The organism is Paludibaculum fermentans, from assembly GCF_051172195.1.
GTDB classification, from domain to species: domain Bacteria; phylum Acidobacteriota; class Terriglobia; order Bryobacterales; family Bryobacteraceae; genus Paludibaculum; species Paludibaculum fermentans_A.
The window spans coordinates 6,178,624-6,194,320 of record NZ_JBPJAQ010000001.1 but is presented as its reverse complement, the minus strand read 5'-3'; the positions used below and the strand labels follow the sequence as shown (position 1 = coordinate 6,194,320).

The following is a 15,697-nucleotide window of genomic DNA, read 5'->3' as shown; positions in this document are numbered from 1 at the left end:
CACCCGGCGGCGCCCTCCACAAACTAGTTCAGCCGCCTACTCCGCGCCGGCACGAGAGTCACTGTGATTTCGTCCGGCCGCAACCATTCAACTGAGACCGCCGGCGGCAGGTTCACCACGTCACTGGGATGCGCCAGGCGCGTCGCGCCCATGCCCGCGCGGCTCAAATCGAACCGCACCGTCATCTGCTCCGGCCGCAGCGCCTCCACAGCCCAACGTGGACCCCTCACACGCATCTCCAGTTGTGTCGCTGAAGGCTTGGAGACATCCATGCCGGCTGGTGGATTTGTGAACTCCACGGGCACCTGGAACTCCCTGATCGCGGCGCCCGACGACACAAAGGAGAATGCCCACACCAGCCCCGTGATCGCCAGCGCGGCCAGCTTCTGTTTCAGGTGTCCGAACACCACGCCGCGCAGACTGGGCCTCGAACGTGGCGCCGGAGCCTCTTCCCCATGGCGCAGGAACGCGATCAGGTCTGCCTCGGCCGCGGCATGGCGCCAGCTCTCACGGTGCACCAGCGTCACATCCCCGCGCTCTTCAGAGACCACTACCACCTTCGCGTCGCACCGTTCACTGATGCCCAGCGCCGCCCGGTGCCGCGTGCCGAATTGGGCAGGCAGATCGGTGCGGTGCGTCAACGGCAGCAGAACCCCGGCCCGCGTGATCCGGTCCAACTCAATCACAACCCCGCCATCGTGAATCGGGGAATTCTTGTGGAACATCGCCTGCAATAACGAGGACGAGGGCGTGGCGCCAATCTCCACGCCGCCGCCGGCCAGCTCTCGAATAGAGTGCTGCCTGACCACAATCAGCAAAGCGCCCGTCTTCTGGCGCGCCAGGGTGAACGCGGCATCCGCCACCGCCGTGTGGGCCAGCGCTGGATTGCCCGCGCGCGAAGGCCTTCGGAACCTGCCTTCTGTCCGCATCGCCAGATGCCGCAGCTCTGGCTGGAAAATGATGACCAGGAAAAGCAGCGCAACGAAGCCAAATGCCTCGAACACCCAGCCGGCCAGCGGAAGGTCCATCCGCGAGGCCAGCGCCGATAGACCGAACAACCCACAGGTCCCCAACAGCATCACTCGCAGCCGGTTCTCCGCCGTCCAGCGGAGAAACACATAAACCGACACCGCCACGATTGCGAGATCGACCATCTGCTGCCAGCGGTGCATTCAGGCAATCCTCTCGTCTCGCTCGGTGCTCCCCCCCTAGTTCGGGAACACCAGCTTCAGCTTCGTTCCACCAAGATCAATGCCTGTCATCCTTTCCGAGTCTCCGCTGCCTCTGGAAATTCTCACCTCCGTGCGCTCGAACTTTTTGCTCTCCGTGGTCACCTCCACCCGTGCAACCACGCCTTGTTTCGCGTCCTCCCCGATGAAGACCGCCGAGTTGTCCTCAAGCTTCATCCGGTAAGGACCCGGCTTCAATTCGGCCGAGCCGACGACGACCTTCTCAGGAACATTCACGTGATATGTCTTGGTGCCGGCGCTGGCAGCCCCGGCACACAAGCCCGAAATCGCTAGAACTATCAGGAATCTCGACATTTCAATTACCTTCCTGTCTAGAATCTGAGGCCAAAGGTCACGCTCACCCAGTCGTTCGTGTTGTGAGCGATAAATCGGTTGAATCGGACATCGGTGAACACCTTCATGCCGCTGTCGCCCAGCGCATAGTTCAAACCACCGCCCACGTTGTATCCGGCTTTGAAGTTGGTGAAGTCCGCCACCACGGGAGCACCGCTGTTATAGCAGTAACCACTAAACTGATCGCAGTACCCAGTCGCCCGCGACGGATCCGTGAACGCCAGCCTGCGATGGTAGATCCCATACCCGGCTGTCACGTACGGGTTGATATGCCCCTTGGGATGGAAGTCGTAACGCGGATTCAGCGTGAAAGCCCAGTAGGTGTTGAAGCCGTCCGGTTGGTTGTTGTTCTGCAGCAATGTGTTCGTCAGCGAAAACCGGTCCACCTGGTACTCCAGCATGCCGGAAATGTTCTTCGTGAACCGGTATCCGCCGCCAAACAACAGGTTCCAACCCGTATTGAAACGGTCGGAAGCCGCGCCTGAGGGCGCCGAGAATCCTCCGCCGCCTTCAAACGTGTACTTCGAGAATTCCTGCGCCATCGCTGTGAGACAGAAGAGTAGACACACGACTGCTGTTTGAGTCAGTCTGACCATGAAGGTCGCCTCCATGCGACGCTGAGTTTGTCCGCTAGTTGCCAGCGCCCGTTAAGCGGGCTTACAACTTGTACCCGCCTTGCCCGTTCTCATACGGCTGCAAGGTGGAGAACTTTCGAACTGGTTCCAGCCTACGCCCTCCGCCGCCACCCGCCCATCCTGTGCACGCGGTATTTACCCGCCTCCGCACGTAGTACTTCGCAATGGATGCGGTCTACGGTGATTCGTATGACATTCTGCTAACCTGACCTTGTGGAGAGGGGCAGCCGCATTCAGGCCTGCCAGGTATCCGGGACAAATCGGGCGAAACAGTCCTGGGGCTTCTGTAGAGGGATGGGACTTAAGCGGGACTTTCGGCTGGGGCGCAAGCTCGTCCGGCCTGCTCCACCAGGGCGGGTCCCTGCAATGAGGCAAGTGAATCATGCGCAATGCTGACGATTTCCCATCGATCGCCGAGAGTTTCGTGATTGCGCGCCGGCCGGAGGCTCCAGCATGCCGCTAGGCAAAGGCGTCGACGCGGCCCAGGCTGTTCGCGACTCCGACCCCACCCAGAGCCGCGGCATCCTGCTGCAGATCATCGAAGGCATAGCCGAAGGTGTTTACTTCGTCAACGCCAACGCCGTCGTCACCTATTGGAATAAAGGCGCTGAGGAACTCACCGGCTACAAACGCCAGGATGTCATGGGCCGCGAGTGCCACTTCCTGCAATACTGTGGACCCAATGTCCGCAAATACGGCAACGAAGAGATCCCCCTCATAGCCACCATCCGCACCGGCCAACCCCGCAGCACAACAGTCTTCCTGTTGCATGAAGGCGGCCATCGCGTCCCCGTCTGGATTACCTGCACGCCCATCTTCGACGAAAAGCAGCAGTGCATCGGCGCAGTCGAGGTCTTCGAGCGCAGCAGCAATAGCCCGGTCCGCCAGCGCCGCCGCCGCGATTACAACGACGCCCAATTCATCCAGGCAGACACCGGCGTTCGCAATCGGGTGCTCACCAAAGTCCGCATCGACGAGGCGATCGAATTCTCCAAGGTTAAACGCCGCCTCACCGGCCTGATCTATGTGGACATTGACGGCTTGAATCAGATCACCCTGCAGCTCGGTCCCGACGGCGGCAACCGCGTCCTGCGCATGGTCGCCCAAACCATGGACAACTGCCTGCGTGTCACCGACTTCGTCGGCCACTGGGAAGACGACCACTTCGTGGTCATTGTCGATATCAAGCAGCCCACCGACCTCGAACTGGTCGCTACCCGCCTCAAGGACCTCATCGAAAAATCCGGCTTCAGCTGGTGGGGCAGGCTCGTCAACGTAACCGCGTCCCTCGGCGCCACCCTCGTTCGCGGCGAAGATACCGCCAATGCCGTCATCCTGCGCGCCCGCGCCCTGGCCGCAAAATCCGTCGCCGGCGGCGGCAACCTCATCCGCCTCGGCTGATCTCTGCGCTCCCTGAAAAAAATCTCAAGAAATTCTCAAACTGAGCCATTCCTCGTCGACAAGGTACACAAGGAACCTCAGGAGACTATGAACCTATTGAACTGGCGCAAGGAGATGTCACTCGGTATTGAAGACATCGACCGGCAGCACTACATGTTCTTTGAGATCCTCGGGCGCCTACACGAAGCAGCCGCCTTCAACTCGCACACCAGCGTCATGAAAGGCCTCGCCGGAGACCTCTGCTGCTATGCCTCTCTGCTGTTTCGGGGTGAAGAAAACTTCATCGCGCTGACCCAAGACCCCAATGCCTGCAGCCACTTGATGGAACATGCCGAGTTCCAGCACCGCGTCGCCGTTCTGGAGGATTCAGTCATCCTGGCCGACCGGAATCTGGTCCGCGAACTCACTGAAGAATTGGGCGATTGGCTCGAATCCCACATCAGCAGCTTCGATCACTCGCTGGTCCTGCGTGCCAAACCAATGCATGAACGGCTGACGGTGCTACGCCCCACGCACAAATTGGAACTGCCCCGGCTCCTCGAGGCCGTTGCCTCATAACGGGACATTCACCCTTCCGATTCGCCGCTCTCCCGCCGGTATAGTCCGGCCAGATAGCTTTCACCCGCCAGGATTTCGCCCTCTCGCAGGCTCTCGAGCCGCCACGACTCCAGCGCCTTCGATCGCAGCGTTTCCAGCAGCTTCTCATCGCTCCGCGCCTTCTGGTGCCGCTTGCGAGACGCTTCAATCTCCCGGTCCACACCCGCAATCTGCCCCAGCACCAACTGCTCCTGGCGCCTCGACGCTTCGATGTAGTCGTGCAGCAACTGTAAGACCCCGCCGCTCACCCCATCCGTACGTCCCGTCTTCTGCGCCTCAGCCCGCTGCGCCCTCACATCGTTGAGGAAGGCTACCAAACGAACCCGACGCGCCAGCAGTTGCTGTAGTTCCGCTTCACGCTGCCTGGTCTGCGTTTCCCGGTAACGAAGCACCGATTCCAGGCGGAAGGAGAACTTCTTCATGCCCGCCTCACAACGTCGACGCCAACGCTGTCAGCCGCTTTAAGGTTTCGTCTTCGCGCGCCCGCGCATCCGGCTTCTGCTTCAGAAACGACAGGATCTCCTCCCGTCGCGCAATCGCCGTATCCAACTTGGCGTTCACTCCACTCACGTGCGCACCCAGCAGGATCAGATCCTCCGATCGCCGGTATACCGCCAGCGACTCCTTCACCTTCTGCGCCGCCGCCAGGTGATCCTTCGCCGCAATCTCCGTCGCCAGCCGGCTCACCGACTGCAGTACGTCGATCGCCGGATAGTGGCCTGAAGCCGCCATCTCACGCGAAAGAATGATGTGTCCGTCCAGAATGCCGCGCACCGCGTCGCAGATCGGCTCGTTGAAATCGTCACCTTCCACCAGCACCGTGAAGAAGCCCGTGATGGAGCCGCGGTCAAAGTTGCCAACCCGTTCCAGAATCCGGGGCAGCAAGGCAAATACCGACGGAGTATAGCCGCGCTGGCTGGGTGGTTCACCCGCCGCCAATCCGATTTCGCGTTGCGCCATCGCCAAACGCGTCACCGAATCCATGATCAGCAGCACCTTCGCGCCCTGATCGCGGAAATACTCCGCCACGGTGAGGGCCACATAGGCCGCCCGGATTCGTACCGGAGCCGGCTGGTCGCCCGTCGCCGCCACCACCACCGACCGCTTGCGGGCATCCCCCCGCAGTTCATTCTCGAGAAAGGCCTTTACCTCGCGATTGCGTTCGCCCACCATGGCGATCACCGTCACGTCCGCCGAATTGTCGCGGGACATCACGCCCAGCAGCGTGCTCTTGCCTACGCCGCTGCCGCCGAAAATGCCCATCCGCTGGCCTTCGCCGCACGGCAGCAATCCGTCAATGGCCCTCACTCCGGTGGTCACCCTGCGAGTGATCATCGCTCTTTGCAGCGGATTCGGAGGTGCGGCGTACAGATTGTAATGATCTTCGGCTTCGATGTTCGGTCCGCCGTCGATCGGCCGCCCCAGCCCGTCCAGCACCCTGCCCAGCAGGCCCGGCCCGACGTGCAGCAACGATTGCCCGCTGCGCGCCACAATCCGGTCGCCCGGCCGCAAGCCCGTCGGCTCTTCCAGCGGCATGGACAATACGGCACCTTCGCGGAATCCAATTACTTGAGTCAGGAATGTACGGCCAGTGGAAGTGTGCACACAGCAGAAATCGCCCACCGCCGTAGCCGGACCGCGGGATTCCACCAGCAACCCGGTCATCCGTGTGACCGTGCCGTTCCAACAACGCGGCTCAATCGAGTCGAGGTGACTCAAATACCGGTCGGCGCTGAACCGCTCAGGCAAATGGCGTTCGGCAACCATCGTCTCCGTTCCCACTCCCATCACATCCGGTCAGCGAACCCATTCTCAATCTCGGAGAACTGCGTCTCCAGGCGGGCATCCAACTCGCCTTGTTTGGTTTCAAAGAGAATGTCACCCAAAGCCAGGGCATTGTCGCCCACCACTTCCGCCGTCATCACGCCCTCTTCCTCCAAAGCAGCCCGGATCTGCTCGACATGGCCCGGATGCACGTGGATTTTCTGCAGGTCTTTCTTTGAGATCTTCGACAATCCGGCGTTCAGCAAACCCAGGACAGTATCGGCGTCCATGGACAGCTCGCGCCGCACGATACGCCGCGCTACGGCGAAGGTCAGTTTGAGAATCTCGTGCTCGGCCTCTTTGCGCAGCTTGTGCTTGAGACTCGCGAGTTGAGCCGAGGAAACCGCCAGCCGGTCCAGCACCACTCGCAGTTCTTCCTGCGCTTCCGCCCGCGCCGCCGCCTGACCCGCCGCGACACCTTCCTGGAAAGCCTGCGCCTTCACCGCCTCCACTTGCAGGCGGATCTCATCCACTTCTTTGCGAGCCTCGGCGCGCCGCTCCACTTCCGGCTTCACCGGCTCCTTGGCAAACAACGCAGTCGGACCGTGTCCGCCATTCGCCTGCCGTTCGAACCAGGGCCGGACCGATTTTCCGGCGGAACTGTCCAGAACTCTAGACGACATATTCTTCCGCACCCGCCGACCGCAAATCGATCAGCCCCTCGGCTTCCATCTGCCGTACTACGGAAATAATCTGCTGTTGCGCACCTTCCACTTCGCGCAGCCTCACCGGACCCGCCGCATCGATGTCTTCCAGCAGCATCGAAGCGCCGTTCTTCGACATCGAACCCAGGAACTTCTGCCGGATCTCTTCGCTGGTGCCCTTCAAACCCAGAACCAGGAGCTTGCGGTCCACTCGCGAGATCAGCTCGCGCATCGCCTTCGCGTCCAGCTTCAGGATGTCGTCGAATACAAACAGCAGCCGCCGGATCGATTCCGCCAGCTCCGGCGCCTGCGAGCCCACCGAATCCAACACCCGCACTCCGTCTTCTGGATCCAGCCGGTTGATGAGTTCGGCCGCCAACTGTACACCGCTGGCCCTCTGTTTCTGAGGGGCGCCGCCCGCCGGCAGCCTTTGCAGCAACGACTCGGCAATCAGCTCGATCATCGCCGGATCGGACTGGTCGATCACCGCCATCCTGGTAAACACGTCATACTGCCGTTCCGGGCTGAACGAGGAGACGATCTTCGAACCCGCATCGGGCGCCATGGCCGACATCAGCAGCGCCACAGTCTGGGGATGTTCCGGTTCCAGGATTCGCGCCAGTTGTTCGCTGTCCGCCTCGGCCAGCAGGTCGAGCGCTGTCTTCTTGACTTCCTCGCCCGTCAAGGCCAGGCCAGTTTGCCGCGCGAACTCCTCGCCAAAGGTACCCGACAGAAGTTTCATCGTGTAGCCGGGCCCGCCGCAGCCCATGATCTGCCGCGTCGAGGCTTTCTCTTCGAACTCCTGCAATACCAGGTGTGCTTCGTCCACGGGCACCGGCCCCAGAGCGTTCAGGGCCGCACTGACCATCCGGATCTCATCCGGCTCCAACTGCTTCAACAACTTCGAGCTCGCTTCCAGGCCCAGGGCGGCCATCAGCACCGCCACTTTTCTCGCGCCGGGATTTGGTTCAGTTGCTGGCTTCATCACGCTCCCGCTTCCTGCTCAGCCAACCATTGCTTCAGCACAATCGCGCACTGCTCCGGTTTCTCGTCCACCAGCATCAGCAGCCGGGCCACCGGGTCTACCTCCTCGGCTTCCAGCGCCTGCTGTTCCTGCATCGCTTCGGCCAGGGCACCAGGAGTACCCGTCGCGGCGGGCAGGGCCGGCATCGCTTCCACTACCGTGGACTTGCGCGCCTTCTTTGCTTTCTTATATCGGCGGAACTGCCACGCTCCGACACCCAGGACGAACACCGCGGCTAAAATTGCGCTCAACGGGACGAGCTGCTTCTGGTCCTGCATCACATTCGTGATCTTGGACTTCCAATCCTTGGCCACCGGAGCCGGGGCCTGGTCGGCCAGCGGGTCGCCGTGCAGATTCATCTCAAACGGCAGCACTTCCACCACGATCTGGTCGCCGCGCTCCTGCGAGAAACCCACTACGCCCGCCACCAGGTCGTGGATCGACTTCACACGTTCCGGCGTCGGCGGCACAATCACCTTTTTCCGGTTGGCGCCCTGGCCTTGCCACTCCACCTCATTGTCCAGCAGCACCGATACCGATACGCGCCGCAGCGAGCCTTGCGGGGTCTTGCGATGACGAACCTTGCGTGAGGTCTGGTAGGCGACGTTTTCAGTCTTGCGCGAGGTACCCACCGGACCTTTCGCGCCTTCGCCCGAAGGACGAGGTAGCGACGCCGCCGTGCCCGGCACTCCGCCCGCCGGCGTATGGGACGAGCTGTCTTCACTCTTCTGGCTGCTGGTCATGACGGACCGCTCGGGGTCGAAGATCTCTTCGCTCTCATCTGTACTCGTCAGGTCGCAATCGGCGGAAACCCCGGCGCGAAAACGATCCGGCCCCAACAGCGGTTCCAGCGTCGAATTGATCTTCGACAGCAGTTGCTTCTCGACCGTCTGCTGATACTCCAGCGTGTAGTCGTTGAGCTCTTCCCCGCTCTGGCTCGGAGTCCGCCGCGGCCGGCCCAACAGATTGCCGTTCATGTCCAGGATCGAGACGGAATCCGGGCTCAGGCCCTCCACCGCACTGGAAATCAGGTGGGCAATCGCCTGCACATTCTGCTGCGAAAGCTTCGCAAAAGGCTTCAGCTTGATCAGGACACTCGCCTTCGCCGGCTGCCGAGCTTCCGTGTAGACCGATTCGCGCTTAAAGGTCAGGTGGATCCGCGCCTTCTCCACTTCCGCCAGCGAAACCACAGACCGTTCCAACTCGCCTTCCAGCGCCCGCCGGTAGTTCACCTGCTCCGCGAAGTCGGTGACGCCAAAATTGACCTTATCGAACAGTTCGAAACCCGGGCGCCCGCTGCGCACCAGGCCGGCGCCGGCCATCTCCAGCCGCATCTCGGCGGCTTTATCAGAAGCCACCATCACCGACGTACCGCCTTCGCCCAGGCGGAACTCAACGCCCCGCTCTTTGAGCTTGGCCACCACGGCGGATGCGTCCTCGCTGGTCAGTTCCTTATATAGAGGTTCGAAGCCGCGCTCGTGCTGCCAGCGGGAGATATAGAAGAACCCGGCAATGATCGCGAGACAAATGATGACGATGGAGCCCCGCTGCTTCGGCGTGAGGGAAGCGTAGATGCTGCGCAGTTGATTCATTGGTTCCTAGTGCGGCCTCAGATCTGCATCCGCATGATTTCCTGATAGGCCGAAACGACTTTATTCTTCACCTGCAGGGCCAGTTCGAAGTCCAACTCCGCGCGCTGCACCGCCATCACCGTGGAGTGGATTTCGTTCTCTTCCCCGCTGACGAACTGATTCACCGCGGTTTCGGCCGTATTGTGCGACAACTCAACCCGGTCGATCGCCATTTCCAGCAGGTTTCCGAACTCCGGACTGACCGGTCCGGTCGACGTAACCTGGCTGGCCGACCCCATCCCGGAGATGTTGTCAATCCCGGGAATGCTCGCCATCGATGTCACTGGCGGTATCATCTAAAGTCCTCCCCTGCCACTCACCGCAGCAAATCGATCGAACGGTGAATCATGTCCTTCACCGCGCTCATCGCCGTCACATTGGCCTGGTAGTTGCGCGACGCGCTCATCAGGTCGACCATGTCTTCGGCCGGATTCACATTCGGCAGCTTCACATACCCCTCGGTATCGGCATCGGGATGCCCCGGCATGTAGCGGCGCTCCGGTTCGCGTGTGTCGGTGATGATTTCGCTCACCTGTACGCCCGACGCCTGGTTCCCCAGCTCGGACGCGTACATCGACTGGAAGGGAGTATCGACAGAGGCTGTGGAGAACACCGCGTCCTTGCGGCGATACGGTCCGCCGTCCGCGGTGCGGGTTGTCTCGGAATTTGCCAGGTTTTCCACCAGCAGTTCGGCGCGCTGGCGTTGCGCCGAAAGCCCGGTGGCGCTGACGGAGAGTGCGGTGAAGAGGCTCATGCGCCCTTACCATCCTGTATGGCTGTCTTAAGTTGGCGTACTTCGGTCTTCAGGAGTGTGGATGCAATCTGGAAACGCATCGCGTTCTCAGACAGCAGGCGCATCTCGCGCTCCATGCTGACGTTGTTACCGTCTGTTTTGGCCACCAGACCCGCGGGTTCCGAGATTTTGGGTTGGTCCCCTTCCAGCACGGACTGCATTTGGGACGCGAAATCAACGTCCTTGGTCCGGTAGTTGGGGGTCTCCGCGTTCGCGATGTTGGCACTGACAAGGCGCTGGCGCAGGGCCACCAGATCCATGTACCGCTCGATACCTTCAGCGAGTTTGTCGACCATAACACTCACTTCCATGCAATCAGCATGCCAAGTGAGTTTTGTTAAGTCGGATGGGCTTTGCAACCACTCTCGCCGTCAGCAACCGGACGATCACCGTCAAGATTCTGACGAATGGCCTATAAGCTGGTGGTCCAGGGCTTGTGTTCGCCCCCGCCCTGGGACGCGTACGCTGTGGTGGGTTTGACCGTCTGAACCTGCTTCCGCAGGAATTCCCGTGTGGCAATCGCGGACCGGCGCGCGGCCTCTAGCTGGTGAAAGAGTCGCTCCGCCCGATCGGCCCGCGCTTCCGCCGTCGGCGCTTCGGCCAGATACCGCTGCACCGCCGCCGCTACCTGTTCCGCCTGCTGCAGCGCACCCTGCATGTCATCGCGTTGGAGCGCCGCCATCAACGTCTCGTAATAAGCCTGCCACCGCTCTTCCGGTGTGATGCCGGAGTTAATTGTTGGAGTTACTGTCGCTGGCACTGAAGAGCCCCGTTATGAGCGTAACCTGTTGTTCCAAAAGGGCAATCGCCGCGTCCGCCGCGCTCATGCGCTCCTTCAGATTCGTCTCCATCACGTCGATGCGGTTCTGCATCTCCGCAATCTGATCGTCTTGCCGCACCAGCGTCTTGGCTACCTGGCTGGAGGCATCGGTCAATACCCCGCCCGTCAGCCCATCCACCGTGTCCAGCGTGGCCTTCATGCTCTGTAGGAATCCACCGGAACTCTCGCCGCCCAGGAAGCCCCGAACAGCATCATTGTTGTCGGCAAAAGCAGTGGCGAACGTGGCAGTGTTGAACAGCAGCGTGCCGTTCCGATCGAGCGACAAGCCCAGGTCAGTCGGATTGCTGATCGTCGAGCCGGTCGTTTCGAACTTCATCAGCTGACGAAGCGTGTTGCCCAGTTCTGATACCAGACTCTGTCCTGACAACGCGCCAGTCCCCTGCCCGCGGTGGGTATCGATTTCAGAACCCGCTGCATTGAAAGCAGTCACAAAGGCGGAAATGTAATCCTGCAGCTTGGTCGCATCCGGTGTCAGGGAGATGTCCGTCGAACCCACCGCTACCAATTCCGCCGTCACACCGGGAGCAATCGTCACCTTGCGCGAAGTGCTGTCCACCGCCGTCGCGGGGAAGCCGTTCACGCGATATTGCGCGGTTGTGCCTGTGGCGTACTGAGTGGCGATGCTACCTGTGGAATCAGCAAGATCGATCGTCACCCCGCCCAGGTCGGTGCTGCGTAGCGCCAGCCGGTAATCCGCTGCCCCAGGCCCACCGATGTTCACCACCGAGGCCTGCACACCGCCGCCCTTTTCATTGATCGCCTGAGCCAACGCGTTCAAGCTGCCCACCGGCGGATGGATTTCCATCGGCACCCCATTGATGGTGAGCGTCACCACTTCATCGCTGGTGATCGACTGCGATGTGGGATCGGTCACCTTGGTCAAGCCATCATTACTTAACGATGTCGAATAGGACCCCAGGTTGATCACCTCGAGGTTCATTTCCGTCGGCAGCGCACCAGAGGCCGCCGTCACGCGGGCAACCTCCGATTTGCTCAGCGTCGCCGTCGGTGCGGCTGTCGTACCCGAATCAATATTGTCCAGCGCAGTTCGCAGCGTCGAGAACTTGGAGGCCAGACTGCTGATCGCCGTTTGTTCGCTGGCGGTATTGCTCCGCTGATTCTGGAGTTGAGTCAATGGCATCGACGCGATCGCGACGGATCGCTCGATCACTGACTGAAAGTCACTCGCGTAGCGGCTGTTACCGCTGAAAATTGCACTACTCGAAGACATATCTTACTCTCCTGGCATCCCCGCCGGGCGGCGATCCAAACCAACTGACAATGCACGTATGGGGCCGATCCGAAGATCGGCCCCCAAATTGATCAAGAACAAACCGAAAGTACTACCGGAGCAGGGTCAGCACCGACTGCGGAGCCGAATTCGCCTGCGCCAGGGCCGCCATCGACGACTGCTGCAGAACCTGAGCCTTGGTGAGGTTCGAAGCTTCAGCAGCGATATCAGCATCACGGATGCGGGACTCGGCAGCCGAGATGTTGGTGGACTGGGAAGACGCGAGGTTGACGGCATACTGCAGCTTGTTCTGGCTGCTACCGACCTGGCCCTGGATCGTGCCCAAGGTCGCAGTGGCCGCGGTCAGGTTCGTCAAAGCCGTCTTCGCATTCGCCTTGCTGGTCAGGTCGTCACCGTCGACGCCCAAACCGGCCGAGTCGACAACGCTGGTCGCGGTCAGATCGAGAGTCACGATCGAGTTCAGCTGCGTGTCGCCGCCGCCCACAAACACTTCGCCGGCCTTGGCATTGTCGCCGCCGGTGATCAGGCCGATGTTGGCAGCCTGGCGGTCAATTTCAGTCTTGATCGCGGTGAATTCGTCGTCCAGCGTGGTCAGGTCGCCCGTGAACGTATCGGAAGCAGCCTGGGTCGCCAGTGTGCGCAGCCGGTCCACCATCTTGGAGATGTTGTTCAGGCCGCCATCGACGATCTGGAGCTGGCTGAGGCCGTCGTTCGCGTTGCGGATGCCCTGGTTGAGCTCGGCAACCTGCGTACGGTAGCTGTTGGCCACGGCAAGACCAGCCGCGTCATCGCCGGATGCGTTGATGCGGTAGCCCGAGGTCAGCCGTTGGATGGTTTTTGACTGGAAGTCGGTGTTGGTACGCAGATTGTCCAGCGCCATCAAAGAGCCGGTATTGGTTTGAACTGAGATCGCCATTTCTACTCTCCCCTTTTAATTTCTTTTTTTGAATTCCCGGTCGATCCTTTTAAGCTCGCCGAGGACATTCATGTTGTCGCAAGGGACCCAATTTCCTTTAAGAAATTTCTTTAGGCTCTTGACAGAAATTTGAAGGGGGCGCTCAGCGCCGTCATCCGATCGTCCAAGCTCCAAGGCACGGCACCAGCCGGCTCGTCCGGTCCTGGCCGCCTGCTTGCATATAAAGGTTCGTGCGCTTCGACATCTTCTTTATAAGGAGCACTCGCTGGCCGGCCAACCAGGCGGATCCGGATCCTGATCCCGCCGCTGCCGCCTAAGTGGTACTGCCTATGCATTTACTTAGTCCTTTGTCGCACACGGGTGGCTATGTTTGAGGGAATTTGGGTGTACGCGAGGACCGCGCACACAAATAGCGAGGGATGCGGACGCATCCTTTGATTCGCCGGGATCCAACCAGATACCAATAGGACCGAGCTGCCCCAGGCGCCGGCCCGCCAGCTCCAGGAACGCTCTATCCCCCGGAATACAAAGACTTAGAGCTTCGACGAAGCTCCGCCCTCGCTGTTCCGGCCTGCGCCGGCACACTTCACCCTGCTGACTCGATCTGCTCGAGCCCGGGACAAGCCGCCAGCTGCTTGGAATTCACACCACGCTGGACACAAATCAGGCATAGCCGGGCCAGTCGACCCGCCAGGCGCCAATCCACGCCCCACTTTCTGTAGTCCTGTCCTGTTCTCCTTTCCCGAAAATATCTAGGCCGCGGAGCCGGAAACCCGGCCCGCGGCCTAGGCTTCGTCAGAATGTCGCGGGGATAACCGTCGGAATCCTAACGGGCCTTTGGTCTGCCCATGCGGGCTGTCCCAGAGGACCCGATCCAGCGGGATGATCCCCCTGCGAAGCCAAAAACATAAATTGTTCTGACCGTCCAGGCTGACCTGCCGTTCGTTGCCGGCGATCTGCGAGCCTGGTCAGCCCAATCGTCGTACCCACGCTCACGCGGGTCCGTCCGCCTGGACTCGCACAATGGGCCACCCCATCGCGCTCCGGTCTTTATTCCTACTGGCGCAACAGCGTCAAAATCGACTGCGGTGCGGAGTTCGCCTGTGCCAGCGCCGCCATCGACGACTGCTGCAACACCTGCGCTTTGGTCAGATTCGACGCTTCCGAAGCTATATCCGCGTCACGGATTCGCGAGTCGGCCGCCGCTATGTTTGTCGCCTGTGAGGCTGCCAGGTTGATCGCATATTGCAGCTTGTTCTGGCTGCTGCCGACCTGGCCTTGAATTGTTCCGAGGGTAGTGATGCCGGTGGTGAGGTGGGTCAGCGCGGCCTTCGCCGCAGCCTTGCCCGTCAGGTTGTCGCCATTGATCCCTAGCCCGGTGGAGTCGACTACGCTGGTGTCGGTCAAATCCAGGGTCACTATCGAGTTCGCCTGGGTATTGCCCCCGCCCACATACACTTCCAAACTCCTGGCGTTGGGCGCCTCCGGGGTCAACCCGATGTTGGCGGCCTGCCGGTCAATTTCCGTCTTGATCGCATTGAATTCGTCATTGAGGGTGCTCAAATCTCCCACGAAGGTGTCCGATGCCGCCTGGGTCGCCAGTGTTCGCAACCGGTCCACCATCTTGGATATGTTGTTCAAGCCGCCATCCACGATCTGGAGTTCACTCAGCCCGTCGTTCGCGTTGCGGAGACCTTGGTTCAGTTCCGCCACCACTGTGCGGTAGCTGTTCGCTACGGCCAGGCCGGCTGCGTCGTCACCCGATGCGTTGATTCGATAGCCCGAGGTCAATCGTTGGATTGTCCTGGACTGGAAGTCCGTGTTCATACGCAAGTTATCCAGGGCCAGCAGAGAGCCGGTGTTCGTTTGAACCGAGATCGACAATTCTTCACTCCCGTGATCCCCTTGCTTCCGCCTGCCCCTGCCGGGTAAGCGCTCGAGGATGAGTGAATTGTCGTGTCCACCTGGAATTCCTTTAGTAAATCAGTTAATTCTCGTCAAGATTGGCGAATACCTCGCCAATTCGGGACGGTGCGCCAGGGGGATACTTGCCCGGCCTGTCTCCAGGCTGCTTTCGCAGCGGCGTACCCACGCCTCCGCGGAACTCACCTGCCTTACCCGCCTGGTGGACGGGCTCAACAAATGGAGCCGGCAGCCACCGGAATCCAAGGAGTCCGGCGCCGGACTGGTGCACAATGCCAGCCGGCCATCAACTTTTTCGCCGTTGCTGAGAAGGACGTTGGAGGAAGCCACGCACCGCATGGGCGAACCGCCCGCACAGATTGTAGTAAGTGCCTCCGGAACATGAGAGCGGCCATCTTCGCCGGCAAGCCCTATCTGCCTGCCGGACGGGAACGGCTGGCGGGCCGCGCCACCGGAATGCCTGAAGACTTCACTTCCTCGCTGGAAGGGTACTGAAACCCTGGATACAGTTCTCGCGGAGACGGTTGGCGCGTTCCACCAACACTCCGGGCACACTCCATGCCCAGCCTCGTCCGAATGGACGATCTCCCTGTCAAACCTGGATGGGTTTGTGATTTCAGTACGGAAGACTAC

17 protein-coding genes are annotated in these 15,697 nt (G+C 60.8%); 2 read left to right on the top strand and 15 right to left on the bottom strand.

Translation table 11 applies throughout. The annotated features are described in order from the left end of the window. Nucleotides 1-23: 23 nt before the first annotated feature. The 3 genes from ACR9Y2_RS24925 to ACR9Y2_RS24915 are packed head-to-tail and all read right to left on the bottom strand — an operon-like array spanning nt 24 to nt 2,179. A complete protein-coding gene (locus ACR9Y2_RS24925) occupies nt 24-1,172 on the bottom strand; it encodes a diadenylate cyclase (RefSeq protein WP_435044405.1) in 1,149 nt (382 codons plus the stop codon). A gap of 36 nt (nt 1,173-1,208) precedes the next feature. Next, complete coding sequence (locus ACR9Y2_RS24920) at nt 1,209-1,544, bottom strand: hypothetical protein (RefSeq protein ID WP_435044404.1); 336 nt, start codon at nt 1,542-1,544, stop codon at nt 1,209-1,211. Between the two features lie 17 nt (nt 1,545-1,561). Continuing rightward, complete coding sequence (locus ACR9Y2_RS24915) at nt 1,562-2,179, bottom strand: outer membrane beta-barrel protein (RefSeq protein ID WP_435044403.1); 618 nt, start codon at nt 2,177-2,179, stop codon at nt 1,562-1,564. A gap of 492 nt (nt 2,180-2,671) precedes the next feature. On the opposite strand from ACR9Y2_RS24915, the gene ACR9Y2_RS24910 reads away from it, so the two are divergent. Continuing rightward, on the top strand, nt 2,672-3,619 hold the full coding sequence (locus ACR9Y2_RS24910) for a diguanylate cyclase domain-containing protein (RefSeq protein WP_435044402.1): 948 nt from the start codon (nt 2,672-2,674) through the stop codon (nt 3,617-3,619). Nucleotides 3,620-3,706: 87 nt separating this feature from the next. Continuing rightward, on the top strand, nt 3,707-4,177 hold the full coding sequence (locus ACR9Y2_RS24905) for a bacteriohemerythrin (protein WP_435044401.1): 471 nt from the start codon (nt 3,707-3,709) through the stop codon (nt 4,175-4,177). An 8-nt stretch (nt 4,178-4,185) separates the two neighbouring features. On the opposite strand, the gene ACR9Y2_RS24900 is transcribed toward ACR9Y2_RS24905, so the two are convergent. The 12 genes from ACR9Y2_RS24900 to ACR9Y2_RS24845 form a co-directional block, all read right to left on the bottom strand. After that, nucleotides 4,186-4,638, bottom strand: coding sequence for a hypothetical protein (locus tag ACR9Y2_RS24900; RefSeq protein ID WP_435044400.1), 453 nt, complete (start codon nt 4,636-4,638; stop codon nt 4,186-4,188). A gap of 7 nt (nt 4,639-4,645) precedes the next feature. Continuing rightward, on the bottom strand, nt 4,646-5,983 hold the full coding sequence (locus ACR9Y2_RS24895; RefSeq protein WP_435044399.1) for a FliI/YscN family ATPase: 1,338 nt from the start codon (nt 5,981-5,983) through the stop codon (nt 4,646-4,648). Nucleotides 5,984-6,003: 20 nt separating this feature from the next. Further along, on the bottom strand, nt 6,004-6,663 hold the full coding sequence (locus ACR9Y2_RS24890) for a FliH/SctL family protein (RefSeq protein ID WP_435044398.1): 660 nt from the start codon (nt 6,661-6,663) through the stop codon (nt 6,004-6,006). Then, complete coding sequence (gene fliG / locus ACR9Y2_RS24885) at nt 6,653-7,669, bottom strand: flagellar motor switch protein FliG (protein ID WP_435044397.1); 1,017 nt, start codon at nt 7,667-7,669, stop codon at nt 6,653-6,655. Before fliG ends, ACR9Y2_RS24890 begins: the two co-directional genes overlap by 11 nt. Next, complete coding sequence (gene fliF, locus ACR9Y2_RS24880; protein ID WP_435044396.1) at nt 7,669-9,300, bottom strand: flagellar basal-body MS-ring/collar protein FliF; 1,632 nt, start codon at nt 9,298-9,300, stop codon at nt 7,669-7,671. The genes fliG and fliF overlap by 1 nt, the downstream gene beginning before the upstream one ends. A gap of 17 nt (nt 9,301-9,317) precedes the next feature. After that, nucleotides 9,318-9,635 carry a flagellar hook-basal body complex protein FliE gene (gene fliE, locus ACR9Y2_RS24875; RefSeq protein ID WP_435044395.1) on the bottom strand — a complete coding sequence of 106 codons (318 nt, stop codon included), beginning with the start codon at nt 9,633-9,635 and terminating at the stop codon, nt 9,318-9,320. 20 nt (nt 9,636-9,655) lie between these two features. Next, on the bottom strand, nt 9,656-10,093 hold the full coding sequence (flgC, locus tag ACR9Y2_RS24870) for a flagellar basal body rod protein FlgC (protein ID WP_435044394.1): 438 nt from the start codon (nt 10,091-10,093) through the stop codon (nt 9,656-9,658). Next, nucleotides 10,090-10,428, bottom strand: coding sequence for a flagellar basal body rod protein FlgB (locus tag ACR9Y2_RS24865; protein ID WP_435044393.1), 339 nt, complete (start codon nt 10,426-10,428; stop codon nt 10,090-10,092). The genes flgC and ACR9Y2_RS24865 overlap by 4 nt, the downstream gene beginning before the upstream one ends. Before the next feature lie 116 nt (nt 10,429-10,544). Next, the gene (locus ACR9Y2_RS24860; RefSeq protein ID WP_435044392.1) at nt 10,545-10,814 is read right to left on the bottom strand and encodes a hypothetical protein; all 270 of its coding nucleotides are present in this window, start codon (nt 10,812-10,814) and stop codon (nt 10,545-10,547) included. Nucleotides 10,815-10,863: 49 nt separating this feature from the next. Then, nucleotides 10,864-12,204: a flagellar filament capping protein FliD gene (gene fliD, locus ACR9Y2_RS24855; RefSeq protein ID WP_435044391.1), complete on the bottom strand. Its 1,341-nt coding sequence runs from the start codon at nt 12,202-12,204 to the stop codon at nt 10,864-10,866. A gap of 112 nt (nt 12,205-12,316) precedes the next feature. Continuing rightward, the gene (locus ACR9Y2_RS24850; RefSeq protein ID WP_435044389.1) at nt 12,317-13,141 is read right to left on the bottom strand and encodes a flagellin; all 825 of its coding nucleotides are present in this window, start codon (nt 13,139-13,141) and stop codon (nt 12,317-12,319) included. A 1,056-nt stretch (nt 13,142-14,197) separates the two neighbouring features. Then, nucleotides 14,198-15,025 carry a flagellin gene (locus ACR9Y2_RS24845; RefSeq protein ID WP_435044388.1) on the bottom strand — a complete coding sequence of 276 codons (828 nt, stop codon included), beginning with the start codon at nt 15,023-15,025 and terminating at the stop codon, nt 14,198-14,200. Nucleotides 15,026-15,697: the final 672 nt, after the last annotated feature.

Coding starts and splice junctions, on each gene's coding strand:
- fliG (WP_435044397.1), bottom strand. CDS start 7,669: ATGAAGCCAGCAACTGAACCAAATCCCGGCGCGAGAAAAGTGGCGGTG.
- ACR9Y2_RS24890 (WP_435044398.1), bottom strand. CDS start 6,663: ATGTCGTCTAGAGTTCTGGACAGTTCCGCCGGAAAATCGGTCCGGCCC.
- ACR9Y2_RS24895 (WP_435044399.1), bottom strand. CDS start 5,983: ATGGTTGCCGAACGCCATTTGCCTGAGCGGTTCAGCGCCGACCGGTAT.
- ACR9Y2_RS24910 (WP_435044402.1), top strand. CDS start 2,672: ATGCCGCTAGGCAAAGGCGTCGACGCGGCCCAGGCTGTTCGCGACTCC.
- ACR9Y2_RS24915 (WP_435044403.1), bottom strand. CDS start 2,179: ATGGTCAGACTGACTCAAACAGCAGTCGTGTGTCTACTCTTCTGTCTC.
- ACR9Y2_RS24860 (WP_435044392.1), bottom strand. CDS start 10,814: ATGGCGGCGCTCCAACGCGATGACATGCAGGGTGCGCTGCAGCAGGCG.
- flgC (WP_435044394.1), bottom strand. CDS start 10,093: ATGAGCCTCTTCACCGCACTCTCCGTCAGCGCCACCGGGCTTTCGGCG.
- fliE (WP_435044395.1), bottom strand. CDS start 9,635: ATGATACCGCCAGTGACATCGATGGCGAGCATTCCCGGGATTGACAAC.
- ACR9Y2_RS24865 (WP_435044393.1), bottom strand. CDS start 10,428: ATGGTCGACAAACTCGCTGAAGGTATCGAGCGGTACATGGATCTGGTG.
- ACR9Y2_RS24850 (WP_435044389.1), bottom strand. CDS start 13,141: ATGGCGATCTCAGTTCAAACCAATACCGGCTCTTTGATGGCGCTGGAC.
- ACR9Y2_RS24900 (WP_435044400.1), bottom strand. CDS start 4,638: ATGAAGAAGTTCTCCTTCCGCCTGGAATCGGTGCTTCGTTACCGGGAA.
- fliF (WP_435044396.1), bottom strand. CDS start 9,300: ATGAATCAACTGCGCAGCATCTACGCTTCCCTCACGCCGAAGCAGCGG.
- fliD (WP_435044391.1), bottom strand. CDS start 12,204: ATGTCTTCGAGTAGTGCAATTTTCAGCGGTAACAGCCGCTACGCGAGT.
- ACR9Y2_RS24905 (WP_435044401.1), top strand. CDS start 3,707: ATGAACCTATTGAACTGGCGCAAGGAGATGTCACTCGGTATTGAAGAC.
- ACR9Y2_RS24920 (WP_435044404.1), bottom strand. CDS start 1,544: ATGTCGAGATTCCTGATAGTTCTAGCGATTTCGGGCTTGTGTGCCGGG.
- ACR9Y2_RS24925 (WP_435044405.1), bottom strand. CDS start 1,172: ATGCACCGCTGGCAGCAGATGGTCGATCTCGCAATCGTGGCGGTGTCG.